Below are 14,631 nucleotides of genomic sequence, written 5' to 3' on the forward strand. Positions count from 1 at the left end.
CTCAGATTCATATACAACCCGAACCAGTGAAAACAGGCTATTTTCCGGCAGATTACTCCGTGCAGAATTCATAAAAATAACAGACACCTTAATCAGAGGCTGGTTTCAGCGTAATACTGACCGGTTCTCCCGGCAGAAACGTTTGTTCCTGCTCCGCTTCAACCGTCAGCTGATCAGCCCGCAACAGCCGGACATTCAGACGCAGGGGTTTATCGTCAATCATAAAGCGCGGAAGTTCAAAGTCGAAATAATAGGGCAGTACAGAAACCTCAGCGCGCTGTTCAACGACCGGAGATGTCACCGCCTTTTTGCCCTGACAGACAGTCAGCACCAGTGTCTGCTGTTCATAACGGAACCCCGGCAGATCGGCATAGCCGGTTACCCTGCCCGCAGGCTCTGGTTTCACAACCACGCATCCGGCCAGCATTATCACCGGAAAAAGCAGATATTTTTTCATCATTGCCCCATATAAAAATCAGGGCTGATTGTATAAAAAAAGACGTTTCCGGCCTGATAACATCAGCCGTAAAAATAGCAAAAAGGGCGCTTCTGCGCCCTTTGAAATAGAAGGTATTGTTTCCTTATGCTTTTGCCGGAATGTACGGAAAAGCGTCCGCTGCTGCCATATTATTTTTCGCTTTCTCCAGCACCGATTCTGATTTGCTGATAATGTCATCCAGTACGGAGAGAGTACCGCCTTCTTCTTTCACGCTTTCCGTCTCCGGTTGTATCTCTTCTGTACCGCCGCTGATCAGATTATCACTGATAAAACCGGATGTACCCTGCATCAGATTCAGCGCCAGCTCTGTCCAGGCTTTGCGGGTTTCAGTACCGGACATCAATTCCGCCAGCGCATCCTGTTGTGATGCCAGTGATGTATTCAGAGCCGAAAGCTGCTCATCCAGCGCCTTTTTACTTTCTGCCGTCAGAGCCGGGTCTTTCAGTGCCTCTGTGGTTTTGGCAATATCACTTTGTGTTTTTTCAATACCGCTGCTCAGTGCATTTTCCTGCTGCGCGGCAATCTGATCCTGATAAGCCGACACATTATTCAGTACCATTGTCCCCACTGATAACACGCCGGAAATCACGGAAAACGCCATTTGCCAGTTTGAGCTCAGGTTCAGCTCACCTGCGGATGATTTCAGATTATCAACAGAAGCGAAGTTCGTCATTTCACTCAGTTTATTGCTGATTTGCTCTTTGGCGTCCTTCACGCTGCTGAGGAGAGACTGTAAATCCGCCAGTGATGACGATATCGTGTCCAGTACCGAACTGTCTTTGCCGTCTGCCGGTGGTTTCGGCAGCGCAATACCGCTGTCACCGCTGATAACCGTATTTTTTACCGGGGAGTTTCCCATTTCCACCGGTGTTTTTCCGCCTGATTCAGCTGTTTTCACCGGTTTACTGTCCGGCTGCTGAATGTCATTCAGTGTGATGACGGGTGTTTTTGTGCCTGAAATTGCATCCATGATTACTATCCTTTTCCCTGGTTAATTGATTAATATAATAATTTCACGACTATTTATTTTGCAGCATGTGCCGCGGCTATCCGGCCGGCAACTTCCGCTTTTTCCTGTGAAAAACGGGATAATGCCGACATTGCATCCTGATGCTGTGAGATCATTTTGCTGAATTCATTCTGAAGCTTTGTCATGGCCTGCTGTAACAGCATCATCTGCCCTTTTGTTTCCTGTGAACCGGCAATCTGCTTATTCCCGAGACCTGACAAAACCGCCGCGGTGGTACCGGAGATAACGGCCCCCGCATCCAGTACCGAGCCGGAAACAGACAATCCGGTCTGCACCAGCGTACTCCCGGCTCTGGCGCCCTCCTGAGCAATCACACCGGCCGCACCACCACCAAATGTCACCGCGCAGGTGGCGATCCCCGCGACAACCTGAAGTCCTGTCATCGCCGGGCCCAGATATTTCATCGTTTCATCATCAATCAGACCGGCTTCCGCCGCTTCATTGACTATCTGAGATGCAACGCTGGTCACCGCACTGGCGATCATCATCGCGCCGGCCAGCGCCCCGACGCCGGTTGCGATTAATACCGTTCCCGCGATGGCTGAAACCGCCGAACTCAGCCAGCCGAATATTTTATTCGCCGTACGCGAACGCTCTGCTTCCTCAAAACGGGTTTCCGCTTCTTTCAGCTGTTCCCTGTTTTCCGCAATTTTCTGCGTGTTTTCTTCCCGCGCCTGCCGGATCTGGCTGACTTTGATATCCTTCATATCGGATTTTATTTGTGTCAGCAACAACGCCAGTTCGGTTTCAAAATTACCTTTCGCCAGCACTTTCTCAATCGTATCGCGGCTGGTGATCAGTGCCTGCCAGCTGCGGTGAGCGTCTTTATCCGCCACCCCCTGTGTTTTATCCGCCAATGCTTCCGTGTTATCCGGCTGTTCAATATCCGGTTTAACCAGCGGGATAATATCTTTGGTCAGGCCGCACTCTGCTTCCTGCGGCAACAGAGGCTGCGGCTCAACCGGGGTGGCACCGGGTTGCTGAACCGGCCGGGCAGCGGCACGGGATACGGCAGAAAAATCATTCGCCGGTGCCGGTCTTACCCCGGGTAAATCAATGACATTCTGCATTTCCGGCCTCCGCCTGTTCTCTGGCCGCCGTCAGCATGACACCGGCTTTTTTCAGCAGCACGTCATGGCCCGGACGGGTTTTGGCCAGCAATTCCGCACTTGTAAACGCCTGTATTGCTGAGCTGAACTCTTTCAGATGTAGCAGACACTCACCGGCATGAAACGGAAATGCCGGATCTGACGGCGACATCAGCGAAGCATAGCTGTAGGTTTCCAGCGCCTGGTGATAACGCGCCTGCTGCTGACGGCAGGCGCCCAGCGCCAGGAAAAAACGGCTATCGTAGTGATTAAGCATGCACAGCACCTGAAATAAACTTTCCGCATCCGGATATTTTCCGGATTCATAAAAATCACAGGCAACTGCATATATTTTTTCCAGTTCATCGCCGGAAATATTTTTCAGCATCGCCAGTGATCCGCCTTCCGAAATAAATTTATTCAGTTCTGATTCTGTTGTGGTATTGTCATGAACATCCATGTTATTTTCCTTTAATTACATCGAGCCGGATAAATCCTGAAGTAATGTATCTAATTTCTGAATAAAACGGGTTAATGCTTCAATGGATGAATTATAGATATTGCTGATTTCATTAAGCTGTGTGCTTTTTTCATTCACCATATCGTTAAGCGGTCGTGATACATCGCCGACCATACCGGCAAAGTGCCCTAATTTATTGTTATTCTTGTCATAGACATATTTATTTTCCAGCCCGCTCATTGCCGGTGATGATTTCTTATCACTTTGCAGAAAATCTTTGATAGATAAAATATCGCCGGGACCGGTTTCTTTTCCGGCAATTTTATCAAGAAAGACTTTTTCTTTTGATGGCGGCGGGCCGTTAAACTCAGCCGCTGTCATTCCGTACAGCGCCGGATCCAGTAAATTCTGGCCGTTATTATCAATATTGATTTCCTGATTTTCCGATGACAGCGTTTTATTCAGCTGAGACTGGATAATACTGAAAATCTTCAGCTCAATGGCCAGTTCATGCAGTTCCTCTTTGATATTATCGCGGGCTTCCCGTGTACTTTCGACACTGTTATTCATGCCGGACAGGATCTCACTGACCATGTCGTTATACTGATTGCTCGCCCCGACAATCATCAGCAGTGATTTCAGGCTGATAGTATCGCCGGTGATCCCGCGGATATGACTGATATTGTCATCCAGCTTCTGTCTGTCAATAATGATGTTATTTTTCCGGCAGAAGGTATCAATCACCATATCGGGTGAAAATTGACGGTAGTCTTCATTGTTAACGCTGATATTATATTTATTCAGTATATCGGATACCAGCCGGTAATTTTCAGTGGCCCCGCAGTTATTATTATCCTGTTGCCAGAGAGCCGGCTGATTAATATTGCTGATACTATCCATTTATTCACCTTATTTCTTCGCGGGGAATGTTACTCAGATATAACCTGACAATCACCGGATGAATATCCAGTCTCATTAATGCCAGATTATATTGTGCCTGACAGCACTGATATTCTCTGATCACAGAGATACTGTCGCTCAGCGTTTTTTTTTATTATTTTTTCATTTTCCATAGCAGGAATAGTAAGATAAAAACCCGCTATTTTATGTCATTATCAATCTGTGAGTTTATCACTTCATCAATTCTCACTCTGCCGAGCGGCTGGATATTCACCGAAGGCAGTAATTCCTGATAAGAAATAACCGGCAATGACGAAAATTCCTGCTCAATAAGCCGTCTGACATAACGCCGGATATCCCGTGATACAATCAGCACCGGTTTATTCATCATTCTCTGTAAATCCCCGAACATCGCTTTCATTGCGGCCATCAATGCTTCGTGCACTCCCGGCGGCAGTGTCAGATAGCTGCCTGAAAGGGTCTGGCGGATATGGCTGCGGATAAGTTCTTCCAGTTCATGATCATACAAAAACGCCGGTAACACCGAATTGCCGTTGCTGTATTTATGACAAATATAACGGCCCAGCTCTCCGCGGACATATTCCGTCAGCATCACAACGTCTTTTTCATTTTGCCCCCACTCTGTCAGTGCCTCCAGAACGGTGCGCATATTACGGATAGAAATATCCTCTTCCACCAGCCGTTGCAGTACATCAGTGATTTTATACAGCGGTACCACCCGCTGCACCTCTCTGACTAACTCACTGAAACTGCCTTCCATTTGTCCGAGTAAATAGCGGGTTTCCTGAATACCGATAAAATCGGCAGCGTATTTTTGCAGAATAAACGCCAGATGGGCCTTAATAATGCCCATCGCCGGTAAGCAGTGTAAACCGGCATCTTTTGCCCGCACAGACTCCTGTTCTGTGATCCAGTACGCCGGTGAACCATCGAACCATGTTCCTCTTTGCTCATACCGCACCCCGAGCATCGTCAGCTGCTTTTCTTCCTCACGCACCAGAAGCTGTTTTTCCGGCAGAACGCCCTCTCCGACCGGTACTTCCTGTAATAAGATCCGGTAAGTATCCGCCGGAAGATAATCACTGAAATGCAGACTCACGCCGGGGAACGGTACACCGAGTGAAAGATAAAGGCGGCGGCGCAGGCGGATCAGCGCCTGATTAAAATCATCCGCAATCAGTCCGGCCTGTAATGATGTGCTGAATTCCATCATCAGCGGTACCGTCAGTGCAAAGGTTTCCGGCTCTGCCAGCGCCTCATCACTACCGTCCGCCTTTGTCGTCCTCTCAGAAGAACGCAGTACCGGTGCGCCCGCGCCACCGGCCACTGCAGCACTGAGTGATTGCGCGGGGGGCATATTCTGACTTTTTGCACGCCGTTTCAGCAGATACCCCCCGCCTGTCAGGAGCAGTGCCAGCGTCATAAATGTCAGAACCGGAAACCCCGGCACCAGCCCGAACAACAGCAGCAGAAAACCACCGACCTGTAACGCCTGCGGCTGCCCGGTTATCTGCTGTCCGATATCATTTCCGAGATCACGTGAGTCCCCGGAAGAGACCCGGGTAACGATAATCCCGGAGGTCACCGCAATCAGCAGTGCCGGGATCTGCGACACCATACCATCCCCGACGGTCAGAATACTGTACAGCTGTAACGCGTCCGCGGCGCTCATCCCTTTCTGCCCGGTTCCGATAGCCAGCCCGCCGATGATATTAACGCAGATGATCACCAGTCCGGCGATAGCATCACCTTTGATGAATTTCATCGCACCGTCCATCGAACCGAACATCTGACTTTCCTGCTCCACCACCCGGCGGCGTTCGCGGGCTTCATCCATATCAATCACGCCCGCACGCATGTCGCCGTCAATACTCATCTGCTTGCCCGGCATCGCATCCAGAGAGAAAACGCGCGCTGACTTCCGCCACACGCTCCGCACCTTTGGTTATCACCAGAAACTGTACCACGGTGATAATCAGGAAAATCACAATACCCACCACCAGATTCCCGCCGACCACAAACTCGCCGAATGTCTCAACGATCTGCCCGGCATCCGCTTCCAGTAATATCATCCGTGTGGTACTGACGGCCAGAGCCAGCCGGAAAAGCGTCGTAACCAGCAGAACAACAGGAAAGGCAGAGAACTGAAGCGGAGAGCGGATATAAACAGCCATCATCAGCAAGGTGACGGATATCATCATATTGACGGCAATCAGCGTATCCAGAATAAAATCCGGCAGCGGCAGAATCATCATAAAAATGACTGCCAGTAACAACAGCGCGAGAAATATATCCTGCCGTCCGGCAATGCGGAGAAGTAAGGATTTGGCGTCAGCCACAGTATGTCCTGTGCAGTAAATAACGCCGGTAGGTTTCGAGTGCTTCCTCGTATAATCCCTCCTGCTGAAATGCCAGTGTTTCACACAACAGCAGATTCGCATCACTGTATCCGGCATGATGCAGCAGTGCACACTGAAATAACGCTTCCTGTCCCTGTTTATGCTCAATCAGGGCGAGAATTAATATTTTACGTGCGCGGATATGATCCGGATTATAAATAAGTAATGTCCGGATCAGCGTAATACTGTTACTGAAAAAACCATACTGAAATTGCAGCCAGGATTGCTGGAGTAATACTTCGATCTGTAATGGGCTCATTATATTATACTTTTATCATCAGGTTTTTGTGGGATATCAGAAGTAACATATTGTCGAGCAATGAGCTTAAGATCGGAAAAGCAGCGACGATATCAGGATCAGTCTCTGAATGTGTTAATAAACAGAGGTCACTCAGCAAATGACAGAATAATACCGGCTGCCCGGCCAGCTGCGGATCAATGACCGGACGGGCAGCAAGATATAACTGTTTCCGGCTGTCTCCGGATTGATACAGCGCCGCCAGTTCAGACGGAAAAATATCACTGAATTCACCGGATACGGCCGGTTTCACTGCCGCCGTGGTCATTCCGGCTGACATTTCCTGCGGATTTCCCTCCGGAAAAACAGCGCCGTAAGCCGAAATACGATTAATCATCCGTTAACTCCTCCCGCAAATAATAACGGCCGCTCTGCCGTTATTCCCTGACAGCAGCATCCGTTTATTTTTATATTCTCCCCGCAGTTTTTACTAAAATCCCCCCTTCCGCTGCCATCGCAGGCAAACCGTTTCCGTCAGACTGGTGCGGAGGAGTTTTTATGACAATAACCACACTGCGTTCCCGTCTCAGAAAACAGCGGACAAACATAACCGGTGATCGCTTTTTCACGCCAATCGGCCGGGTGCTCAGTGTCACCGGCACTCTCATCCGGGCGTCGGTCAGCCACGTTAAAATCGGGGATATCTGCCTGCTGCTGACCCCGGGAAACCGGATAAAAGCCGAAGTGGCCGGTCTGGACGGCAGTGATGCTCTGCTCACACCTTACGGCGGAGTGAACGGAATCTCGGCCAATACCGGCGTCCTCACTACCGGTGCCCCCCTGCGGATTGCATTGTGGCCGTCGATGACCGGTCACATTTTTAACGGACTGGGGGAAGCACTGACACCGGTGACACTGCCGCCGGAGGTGATATACGGCGATCTGCATAACGACCCGCCGCCGGCGCTGACCCGGAAGATGATCACCACTCCGCTTGCTCTGGGTATCAGAGCGATTGACGGTCTGCTGACCTGCGGCGAGGGGCAGCGGATGGGAATATTTGCCGCCGCCGGCGGCGGAAAAAGTACCCTGCTTGCCGCGATTATCCGCAATACCGAAGCGGATATTTGTGTGCTGGCGCTGGTCGGGGAACGGGGACGTGAGCTGAATGAATTTATTCAGCATGACCTTGGTGAATGCGGGCTGAAAAAAGCAGTGCTGGTTGTCTCCACATCGGACAGACCCGCTGTTGAGCGGGCTAAAGCCGGTTTTACCGCCACCCGGATAGCCGAGTATTTCCGTGACCGGGGAAAACGGGTTCTGCTGCTGATGGACTCCGTGACGCGGTTTGCCCGCGCACAGCGTGAGATAGGCCTGGCTGCCGGAGAACCGCCGGCCCGTCAGGGATATCCGCCGTCCGTCTTTGCGCAGTTACCGGCGCTGATGGAAAGAGCCGGACAATCCGATACCGGGTCAATCACCGCGCTTTATACCGTTCTGGTCGAAGGTGACGATCTGAATGAACCGATTGCGGATGAAACCCGTTCAATCCTTGACGGACATATTATTCTGACGCGAAAACTGGCGGAAATGCAGCACTATCCGGCCATTGATGTTCTGAAATCCGCAAGCCGGGTCATGAACCGTATTATTCCGGAAAGTCAGAAAAAAGCGGCTTCCGCTGTAAAGACGGTACTTGCGCAATATGATGAACTGGAGTTTCTGATCCAGCTTGGCGAATATGAGCCCGAAAAAATCCGGATAATGATGACATCATCCGCAAATACCGCAACATCATGCAATGGCTGAAACAGGGAACGGATGAATCTCAGGATTATGCACAAACCTGCCGGGAAATCACGGAGTCTGTATTATGATCGCCATCAGCAACAGCAAACGGGCACGCATTCTGCGTTATTACCGCTATCAGTCAGCACAGGCAGAACAACTGGCGGCGGAAGCCCGCAAAACAGTACAACAACTGAACTACCGCCGGGAAACACTGGAACAACAGGCCGCCGTACTATCCCGGCGCCGTGATGCACTTGCCGCAGGCCCGGATGCCGGGTCCGTCACGACCGCCGGTCATCTGGATCTCTGCCGCCGGCAAATGATCGGACTGAGTGCCGATACCGTACTGGCGGAAGATGCGCTGCGCAGTCATGCGCAGACGACGGAAGCCGCACAGCGCATTCTGAACGATCGTCAGAAACAGTTACAACGACTGGATCTGAAACAACAGCTTATCAACCGGAACGTGTTCTGATGGCACGTTTTTTCTTCTCTCCGCCGGCCACCACCGCAGTTCCGGTACCGTTACTGAAACCGGCTGTATACACACCAGCGTCAGCTGTCGCCACCAGCGCGGAGATCCGGCGGTTTCTGTTTGTCATTCAGCACGGAAAGCTCCCGCCGGCATTTGATATGTCTCCGCAACACTCCGCCCGGCCACAGAAAGAAGCCATATCGCCACAATCAAAAACTGAGATTCCCGGATTCTGTCTGTTCCCGGCCGGAGATAAAGGGGAACCGATGCCAACACAGCCGGTTTTCCGCCGCAACGCCACAGATAAGGATACAGGCACTGACCACAAAATCCCCGGTGAAACAGAAACAATCCCCGCAGATCTTGTTCCGAACAGCCACACAGAAAAAATAACGGCACATCTTCAGCTTCGCAGAAGCGAGCTCATCACCGGTATCAGCGATACGCTGATCAGCCGCATCAGCCATATTGCCGGAAAAACCGGTTCACTGAGCACCTGCCGGGCCACCTTTCCGGTTCTGGGAGAAGTCAGTTTCACTGTCCGCCACAGTGCAGACGGTGTGCATATTCAGATCCGCTGTCCGTCAGCGGGACAGGCACTTCTGCTGTCCTGCCTGTCTCAGTTACAGGATCGGCTGACGCAGAAAACGCCTCAGCCGGTCACTATTTCGCTCACCGGGCACCTTTCCGGGTCCGCCTCTGCCGTGAGGCGCAAATAAATGAACGACAGCTCTTCAAGTCCGGTAGTTATCCTCAGCGAACAGGATCTTGCCGCTATCCGGCTGAAACAACGTTACCGGACGCGCTATTCCTCCGGTTCAGGGGATGCGGAAATCCGGTATCAGACACACACCACAACACTGACACTGGCTGTCACCCGGCGCGGACAGTCCGGCTCTGTTTACTGTAGTTATGATGACCTGGCTGTTTTACTTCAGCCGCAATTATCAGGTACCGACATTCGCTTGTTACCGGATGATATACTGACAACATTGATTACAGCATGGCTGGACAGACACTCCGCAGAATTTCATTTACAGGAAATAATAAAAGAAAACAAAACTGTTACCGGACTTACCGTTATTTTCAGCAGTGCTATTTTCGTATTTTCTGATATATCACTCATTCATTCCCACCTTGAATTAATGAATACACCAACCGCGAAAATACCCCTGAAAATACATATTTGTTCTGCCGATTTTTATCTGCCCCGGTGTGAAATACTGAGACTGAACACCGATGATCTGATTATCAGCCCGTTTTCTGATGACCACATTCCGGTTTCTGTTTATTACCGGCACGCTTTTGCGGCAACCGGCACCCTGGATTCAAATAAGGTGACTATCCGAAAAATGACCCTACATTCACGGCGTAAAACCGCATTATCATCACTGAAAAGTGTGATCCGTTTTGAGCTGGCAGAAACAGAGATAACACTGGATGAACTGGCCGCACTGAAGCCGGATTCACTGATAACACTGACCGGGCAATCTGAACATTATATCCGTGTTTTCTGCGACGACGATTATATTGCTGACGGCATACTGGTTTCATTTCAGCAGCGCCTTGCCGTTCAGATTAAAACACTGACCGGTATCCCGGAAAACAGCGACACCGGGTCATGACTATTTCAGAACCGGTCTCTTTAATTGTCCTGCTGGCACTGCTGTCCTTTATACCGGTGATTATTGTGACCGGAACTGCCTTTATTAAAATAGGGATTGTGCTGTCTCTGCTCCGTAATGCCCTCGGCGTACAGCAAATCCCCTCAAATCTGACGATGCACGCCTTCGCCCTGATCCTGGCAATGTTTGTTATGGGACCCGTGATATTCGATATTAAAGATGCCGTTGATACTGACCGGTTATCGTCTGAACCGGCATATCTGTCAGAGGCCGTCATCCGGGCAGAAAAAATATACAGCCATTTTTTAATCAGGAATACCGCCCCTGAAAGCCGTCAGTTCTTTCAGGAAACGGTTAAGAGCATCTGGCCGGAACGGTACCACCCGTCACAAAATAATCCGCCGTTATATATTCTGTTACCCTCTTTTACGCTCAGTGAATTAATCAATGCCTTTAAAATGGGTTTCTTACTTTATTTACCGTTTCTGGCCATTGATTTTATTGTTTCCAATATTTTACTGGCAATGGGAATGATGATGGTATCACCGATGACACTCTCTGTTCCTTTAAAACTGCTGTTATTTGTGATGGTCGGCGGCTGGGAAAAACTGACCCGCGCCCTGTTATTCAGTTATCAGTTCTGACGATGGATCAGCAACTGCTTTTCTGCACCGGACGAATGCTCTGGCTGATTTTTATTCTGTCACTGCCTGCGATCCTCGCAGCAACAATCGTTGGTGTACTGGTGGCGATAATTCAGGCTATTACACAGATTCAGGAACAAACACTGGGGTTTCTGTGCAAACTGACTGCGGTGGTTATCACACTGTTTATGACGCTGAGCTGGTCCGGTCAGCAATTACTGGTATTTATGAATCAGATATTCGGATTACTGTAATGTTATTAACCGGATTAATTTATCCCTTTTTGATTTCCTTCTTCCTCTCACTGCCCAGGTTATACGGTTTTTTCTTATTATTACCGCTGATAAATAAATCACTGACCGGACACCGCTTAATCTATAATGCTATCGTATTATCTCTGGGATTATTTGTCCGTCAGAGTCTGCCGCCATTGCTGCCTGAACTGACGTCCTGGGTTTTCTTTTTTATTATTCTGCGGGAATTTTTCACCGGGTTACTTTTTGGTGTGATTGCAGTTATACCGTTTTGGGCCATCGAAGCAGCCGGACAATTTATTGATCAGCAACGCGGTGCCACGGCTGGCAGCATGCTGAACCCGCTTTCCGGGCAGCAGGCATCTCTGACCGGCATCTTTTTCACGCAGTATCTGATCCTGTTTTATCTGACATCAGGTTTATTTTTTCAGTTACTGACATTATTTTTCCGGAGTCTGATCTGGTATCCGATCACCGCATCTGATTTTCCGTTTCCGGCAACGCTGCTGCCGCTGTTTTACGGATTACTGTCACTTTATAGCCATGCGGTGATTAATTTTGCCCTGCCGCTTATCATACCGATGTATCTGACCGAAATTGCGCTGGCGTTTATCAATAAATTTGTTCCCGCCTTAAATGTCTTTGTTATTGCCATGCCGCTGAAATCGGCAGTTGCACTCTTTGTCGCAACCGGTTATATCATGCTGGTCAATGAACCACTGACCACCCTGATCAGGGAAACATTTACCCTTATCACCCGTCTGAATATGCCGTTATTGTGACGACAGAAACAGTATGAGCGGAGAAAAAACTGAACAGCCCACGGCTAAAAAACGCAGGGATAACCGCAAACAAGGCATGGTATTTAAAAGCCGGGAATTACTGCTTTTTCTGATCTCTCTGTGTCAGGTCTGCGGGCTGGTCACCTTTATTCCGTCATTATATTCCGCTTTTTATTCACTGTTACAATATACCCTTGAGAGTGCTGCCACCCGGCCATTGCCGCTGATGATATCGGATATAAAAGTGCTGATTGCCGGGAAATTACTTCCCCCGCTGATATCACTTACCGGGGTATTTATTGCAGGTATTGTTGTCAGCCATATTCTTCAGTTTGGTTTGCTGCTGAACCTGTCCGCCATAAAATGTGATATTACCCATATCTCCCCGCATAAAGGGATCAAAAAAATATTTTCCCTCAATAATATCTGGGAATTCATTAAATCCGTCATCAAAGCCGGATTATTGTCACTCATCCTCTTCTGGTTACTGCGCCGCCACTATCCGTCATTTGTCAGGTTAGTCACTGTCAGTATCCGCGAAAATCTGATGGTTGCATACGATATCGGACAGTGGCTGCTTTATCTGTTTTTTTCCGGGGTACTGATCATTGTGCTGGCTGATATTGTTATTTCCCGTCACGGCTATCAGAAAAAGATGCTGATGACCAAAGAGGAAATCAAAAATGAATACAAAGAATCCGAAGGTAACAGCGAAATAAAAGGCAAACGCAAGCAGTTCCACAAAGAGATACAGCAGCAGGATATGCGATCAGCCGTCAGGAAATCACGCTGTATCGTTGTCAATCCCACACACTATGCGGTGGGTATCGATTACAGGGAAGATCGGACACCACTGCCGGTGATCACTTTTAAAGAACAAAATGATATTGCACTTCATATCCGCCGGATAGCCCGGCAGGAAGGCGTTCCGCTGATTGAAAAGAAATATCTGGCCCGCTACCTCTACCGCGTTGGTCAGATCGGCAGTGCTGTTCCGCCGTCAACACTGGAAATCATTGCTGAGATTTTATACTGGCTGGAAAAAAGCGATCAATATCGTGGTGCAGACACTGACCTCACCGATAACAATCAATGATAAATTAAAACGTTAATTTATCATTTAATGACATTATGCATACATAACCCGGAAATATTTTCCCTGAAATAACGTATATTTCCCCTTAATAGCTTTCTTTCTTTTTTTTTCCGCTTTTTTGTTAAATAACCACATCGCATGTATCTTTTCTGTTCCTGTCATTTTATGACATTAACATTTTTATTATTTAATTTTAATGACATCTTTCCATTAACGATTAATTAATCATCTGATTATGAGGATATTGATTCACACTGTGAATAAAGAGCTATCTAAAGCAATAAATAAAGCCATTAACTCTGATAATCAGGATTTAAAAGTAGAAAACATCATTACTGACTATATAATTATATACATTGAATGTATTAAGACCGTCACTTTTGATTTTTACCCGCATTCGTTACTCAGAGATGCTTATGAATTCACTTAGTTTATTAGATAGCGAACAAATTATTATACAGCCTGTAGCCATCGAATCATCTGACTTCAATATTATTGAGCAGCAGGAAAAGGGACTGTATATCCTGGTCTCCGGCACCATGAAATGGCAGGATTGCACCAGCTCTTTCATGGTGAATAAAAATGAAATTATTTTCTCCAACCAGGGCAGTTATGCATATCAGCAGGTATCTGAAAATGCCCGCTTGTTATGGGTACCCCTCAGTAATAACTTTCTGCGTGATTTTCTTCATCGCTTTTCTGACATACTGACACACCTTCACAGAATTACTGAACCTACCTCAGGTATTCTGTTTTTTCCGCACTCTGATATCATGGCCGGCAGTATTGACGGACTGTACAGTTCCTATCAGAATAATACCCCTTTCCCGCTGATGAAATTAAAGCTGGAGGAGCTGTTGCTGATTATTGCGCTCGGTGAACAGGGAATAAAACTGATGTCGGTACTTCGTCAGCTAAGTAACCGTCAGGTTGAGCGTTTACAGGCGTTCATGGAAAAACATTATCTGAAAGACTGGAAACTGAACGAATTCGCCAAAGAATTTGGTATGGGTCTGACCACCTTTAAAGAATTATTCGGTACAGTTTACGGTACATCTCCGCGGGCATGGATCAGTGAGCGCCGGTTATTATTCTCTCACCAGTTACTGTTAAATACTCAAATGAGTATTGTAGATATTTCCATGGAAGCCGGTTTTTCCAGTCAGTCTTATTTTACACAGAGTTACCGGAAACGATTCGGATTTACCCCCAGTAAAGCCAGAACCAACCACATTATCTGACGAATAATGATAAAAAATTAAAATAAAAATTACACCAATATAATATCGCGTCTGCTAGGCTGTCCCCTTTGCTGTACTTTATGTTTAA

Annotated in this window: 17 protein-coding genes and 1 pseudogene; 10 read left to right on the forward strand and 8 right to left on the reverse strand. The window is 48.2% G+C overall.

What is annotated here, in order from left to right; all coding sequences use genetic code 11:
- Nucleotides 1–88: 88 nt before the first annotated feature.
- From JC793_RS13950 to JC793_RS13985, 8 genes and pseudogenes are all read right to left on the reverse strand, one after another.
- Nucleotides 89–460, reverse strand: a complete 372-nt coding sequence (locus tag JC793_RS13950; RefSeq protein ID WP_146257305.1) for a hypothetical protein — start codon at nucleotides 458–460, stop codon at nucleotides 89–91.
- A gap of 121 nt (nucleotides 461–581) precedes the next feature.
- Nucleotides 582–1,469 carry a type III secretion system translocon subunit SctB gene (gene sctB / locus JC793_RS13955; protein WP_218426455.1) on the reverse strand — a complete coding sequence of 296 codons (888 nt, stop codon included), beginning with the start codon at nucleotides 1,467–1,469 and terminating at the stop codon, nucleotides 582–584.
- Between the two features lie 53 nt (nucleotides 1,470–1,522).
- Nucleotides 1,523–2,599 carry a type III secretion system translocon subunit SseC family protein gene (sctE, locus tag JC793_RS13960; RefSeq protein WP_218426456.1) on the reverse strand — a complete coding sequence of 359 codons (1,077 nt, stop codon included), beginning with the start codon at nucleotides 2,597–2,599 and terminating at the stop codon, nucleotides 1,523–1,525.
- Nucleotides 2,583–3,077, reverse strand: coding sequence for a SycD/LcrH family type III secretion system chaperone (locus JC793_RS13965; protein WP_218426457.1), 495 nt, complete (start codon nucleotides 3,075–3,077; stop codon nucleotides 2,583–2,585). The genes sctE and JC793_RS13965 overlap by 17 nt, the downstream gene beginning before the upstream one ends.
- Before the next feature lie 15 nt (nucleotides 3,078–3,092).
- Nucleotides 3,093–3,977: a virulence-associated V antigen gene (locus tag JC793_RS13970; protein WP_218426458.1), complete on the reverse strand. Its 885-nt coding sequence runs from the start codon at nucleotides 3,975–3,977 to the stop codon at nucleotides 3,093–3,095.
- 199 nt (nucleotides 3,978–4,176) lie between these two features.
- Nucleotides 4,177–6,439, reverse strand: a pseudogene (gene sctV, locus JC793_RS13975) (type III secretion system export apparatus subunit SctV).
- Nucleotides 6,330–6,656, reverse strand: coding sequence for a hypothetical protein (locus JC793_RS13980; RefSeq protein WP_046894405.1), 327 nt, complete (start codon nucleotides 6,654–6,656; stop codon nucleotides 6,330–6,332). Before JC793_RS13980 ends, sctV begins: the two are co-directional and overlap by 110 nt.
- A 4-nt stretch (nucleotides 6,657–6,660) precedes the next feature.
- Nucleotides 6,661–7,032 carry a hypothetical protein gene (locus JC793_RS13985; RefSeq protein ID WP_218426459.1) on the reverse strand — a complete coding sequence of 124 codons (372 nt, stop codon included), beginning with the start codon at nucleotides 7,030–7,032 and terminating at the stop codon, nucleotides 6,661–6,663.
- Between the two features lie 161 nt (nucleotides 7,033–7,193).
- On the opposite strand from JC793_RS13985, the gene JC793_RS13990 reads away from it, so the two are divergent.
- From JC793_RS13990 to JC793_RS14030, 10 genes are all read left to right on the forward strand, one after another.
- Entirely contained in the window at nucleotides 7,194–8,444 is a 1,251-nt protein-coding gene (locus JC793_RS13990; protein WP_282102741.1) for a FliI/YscN family ATPase, read from the forward strand.
- Entirely contained in the window at nucleotides 8,432–8,512 is an 81-nt protein-coding gene (locus JC793_RS19770) for a hypothetical protein (protein ID WP_282102754.1), read from the forward strand. The genes JC793_RS13990 and JC793_RS19770 overlap by 13 nt, the downstream gene beginning before the upstream one ends.
- A complete protein-coding gene (locus JC793_RS13995; RefSeq protein ID WP_218426460.1) occupies nucleotides 8,509–8,901 on the forward strand; it encodes a hypothetical protein in 393 nt (130 codons plus the stop codon). The genes JC793_RS19770 and JC793_RS13995 overlap by 4 nt, the downstream gene beginning before the upstream one ends.
- The gene (locus tag JC793_RS14000) at nucleotides 8,901–9,620 is read left to right on the forward strand and encodes a hypothetical protein (RefSeq protein ID WP_218426461.1); all 720 of its coding nucleotides are present in this window, start codon (nucleotides 8,901–8,903) and stop codon (nucleotides 9,618–9,620) included. The genes JC793_RS13995 and JC793_RS14000 overlap by 1 nt, the downstream gene beginning before the upstream one ends.
- Nucleotides 9,621–10,526, forward strand: a complete 906-nt coding sequence (locus JC793_RS14005; RefSeq protein ID WP_218426462.1) for a FliM/FliN family flagellar motor switch protein — start codon at nucleotides 9,621–9,623, stop codon at nucleotides 10,524–10,526.
- Entirely contained in the window at nucleotides 10,523–11,170 is a 648-nt protein-coding gene (sctR, locus tag JC793_RS14010; protein ID WP_218426463.1) for a type III secretion system export apparatus subunit SctR, read from the forward strand. The genes JC793_RS14005 and sctR overlap by 4 nt, the downstream gene beginning before the upstream one ends.
- Nucleotides 11,171–11,172: 2 nt before the next feature.
- Nucleotides 11,173–11,424 carry a type III secretion system export apparatus subunit SctS gene (sctS, locus tag JC793_RS14015; RefSeq protein ID WP_166708272.1) on the forward strand — a complete coding sequence of 84 codons (252 nt, stop codon included), beginning with the start codon at nucleotides 11,173–11,175 and terminating at the stop codon, nucleotides 11,422–11,424.
- Nucleotides 11,424–12,206: a type III secretion system export apparatus subunit SctT gene (gene sctT / locus JC793_RS14020; RefSeq protein WP_218426464.1), complete on the forward strand. Its 783-nt coding sequence runs from the start codon at nucleotides 11,424–11,426 to the stop codon at nucleotides 12,204–12,206. Before sctS ends, sctT begins: the two co-directional genes overlap by 1 nt.
- 13 nt (nucleotides 12,207–12,219) lie before the next feature.
- Nucleotides 12,220–13,302, forward strand: coding sequence for an EscU/YscU/HrcU family type III secretion system export apparatus switch protein (locus tag JC793_RS14025; protein WP_218426465.1), 1,083 nt, complete (start codon nucleotides 12,220–12,222; stop codon nucleotides 13,300–13,302).
- 416 nt (nucleotides 13,303–13,718) lie between these two features.
- Nucleotides 13,719–14,543: a helix-turn-helix transcriptional regulator gene (locus JC793_RS14030; RefSeq protein WP_218426466.1), complete on the forward strand. Its 825-nt coding sequence runs from the start codon at nucleotides 13,719–13,721 to the stop codon at nucleotides 14,541–14,543.
- Nucleotides 14,544–14,631 lie beyond the last annotated feature (88 nt).

The organism is Morganella morganii, assembly GCF_019242955.1.
Classification (GTDB): Bacteria; Pseudomonadota; Gammaproteobacteria; order Enterobacterales; family Enterobacteriaceae; genus Morganella; species Morganella sibonii.

What these genes read in the sequence shown, in the direction of transcription:
- JC793_RS13950 (WP_146257305.1), bottom strand. Translation starts at nt 460, where the DNA reads ATGATGAAAAAATATCTGCTTTTTCCGGTGATAATGCTGGCCGGATGC.
- sctB (WP_218426455.1), bottom strand. Translation starts at nt 1,469, where the DNA reads ATGGATGCAATTTCAGGCACAAAAACACCCGTCATCACACTGAATGAC.
- sctE (WP_218426456.1), bottom strand. Translation starts at nt 2,599, where the DNA reads ATGCAGAATGTCATTGATTTACCCGGGGTAAGACCGGCACCGGCGAAT.
- JC793_RS13965 (WP_218426457.1), bottom strand. Translation starts at nt 3,077, where the DNA reads ATGGATGTTCATGACAATACCACAACAGAATCAGAACTGAATAAATTT.
- JC793_RS13970 (WP_218426458.1), bottom strand. Translation starts at nt 3,977, where the DNA reads ATGGATAGTATCAGCAATATTAATCAGCCGGCTCTCTGGCAACAGGAT.
- JC793_RS13980 (WP_046894405.1), bottom strand. Translation starts at nt 6,656, where the DNA reads ATGAGCCCATTACAGATCGAAGTATTACTCCAGCAATCCTGGCTGCAA.
- JC793_RS13985 (WP_218426459.1), bottom strand. Translation starts at nt 7,032, where the DNA reads ATGATTAATCGTATTTCGGCTTACGGCGCTGTTTTTCCGGAGGGAAAT.
- JC793_RS13990 (WP_282102741.1), top strand. Translation starts at nt 7,194, where the DNA reads ATGACAATAACCACACTGCGTTCCCGTCTCAGAAAACAGCGGACAAAC.
- JC793_RS19770 (WP_282102754.1), top strand. Translation starts at nt 8,432, where the DNA reads ATGCAATGGCTGAAACAGGGAACGGATGAATCTCAGGATTATGCACAA.
- JC793_RS13995 (WP_218426460.1), top strand. Translation starts at nt 8,509, where the DNA reads ATGATCGCCATCAGCAACAGCAAACGGGCACGCATTCTGCGTTATTAC.
- JC793_RS14000 (WP_218426461.1), top strand. Translation starts at nt 8,901, where the DNA reads ATGGCACGTTTTTTCTTCTCTCCGCCGGCCACCACCGCAGTTCCGGTA.
- JC793_RS14005 (WP_218426462.1), top strand. Translation starts at nt 9,621, where the DNA reads ATGAACGACAGCTCTTCAAGTCCGGTAGTTATCCTCAGCGAACAGGAT.
- sctR (WP_218426463.1), top strand. Translation starts at nt 10,523, where the DNA reads ATGACTATTTCAGAACCGGTCTCTTTAATTGTCCTGCTGGCACTGCTG.
- sctS (WP_166708272.1), top strand. Translation starts at nt 11,173, where the DNA reads ATGGATCAGCAACTGCTTTTCTGCACCGGACGAATGCTCTGGCTGATT.
- sctT (WP_218426464.1), top strand. Translation starts at nt 11,424, where the DNA reads ATGTTATTAACCGGATTAATTTATCCCTTTTTGATTTCCTTCTTCCTC.
- JC793_RS14025 (WP_218426465.1), top strand. Translation starts at nt 12,220, where the DNA reads ATGAGCGGAGAAAAAACTGAACAGCCCACGGCTAAAAAACGCAGGGAT.
- JC793_RS14030 (WP_218426466.1), top strand. Translation starts at nt 13,719, where the DNA reads ATGAATTCACTTAGTTTATTAGATAGCGAACAAATTATTATACAGCCT.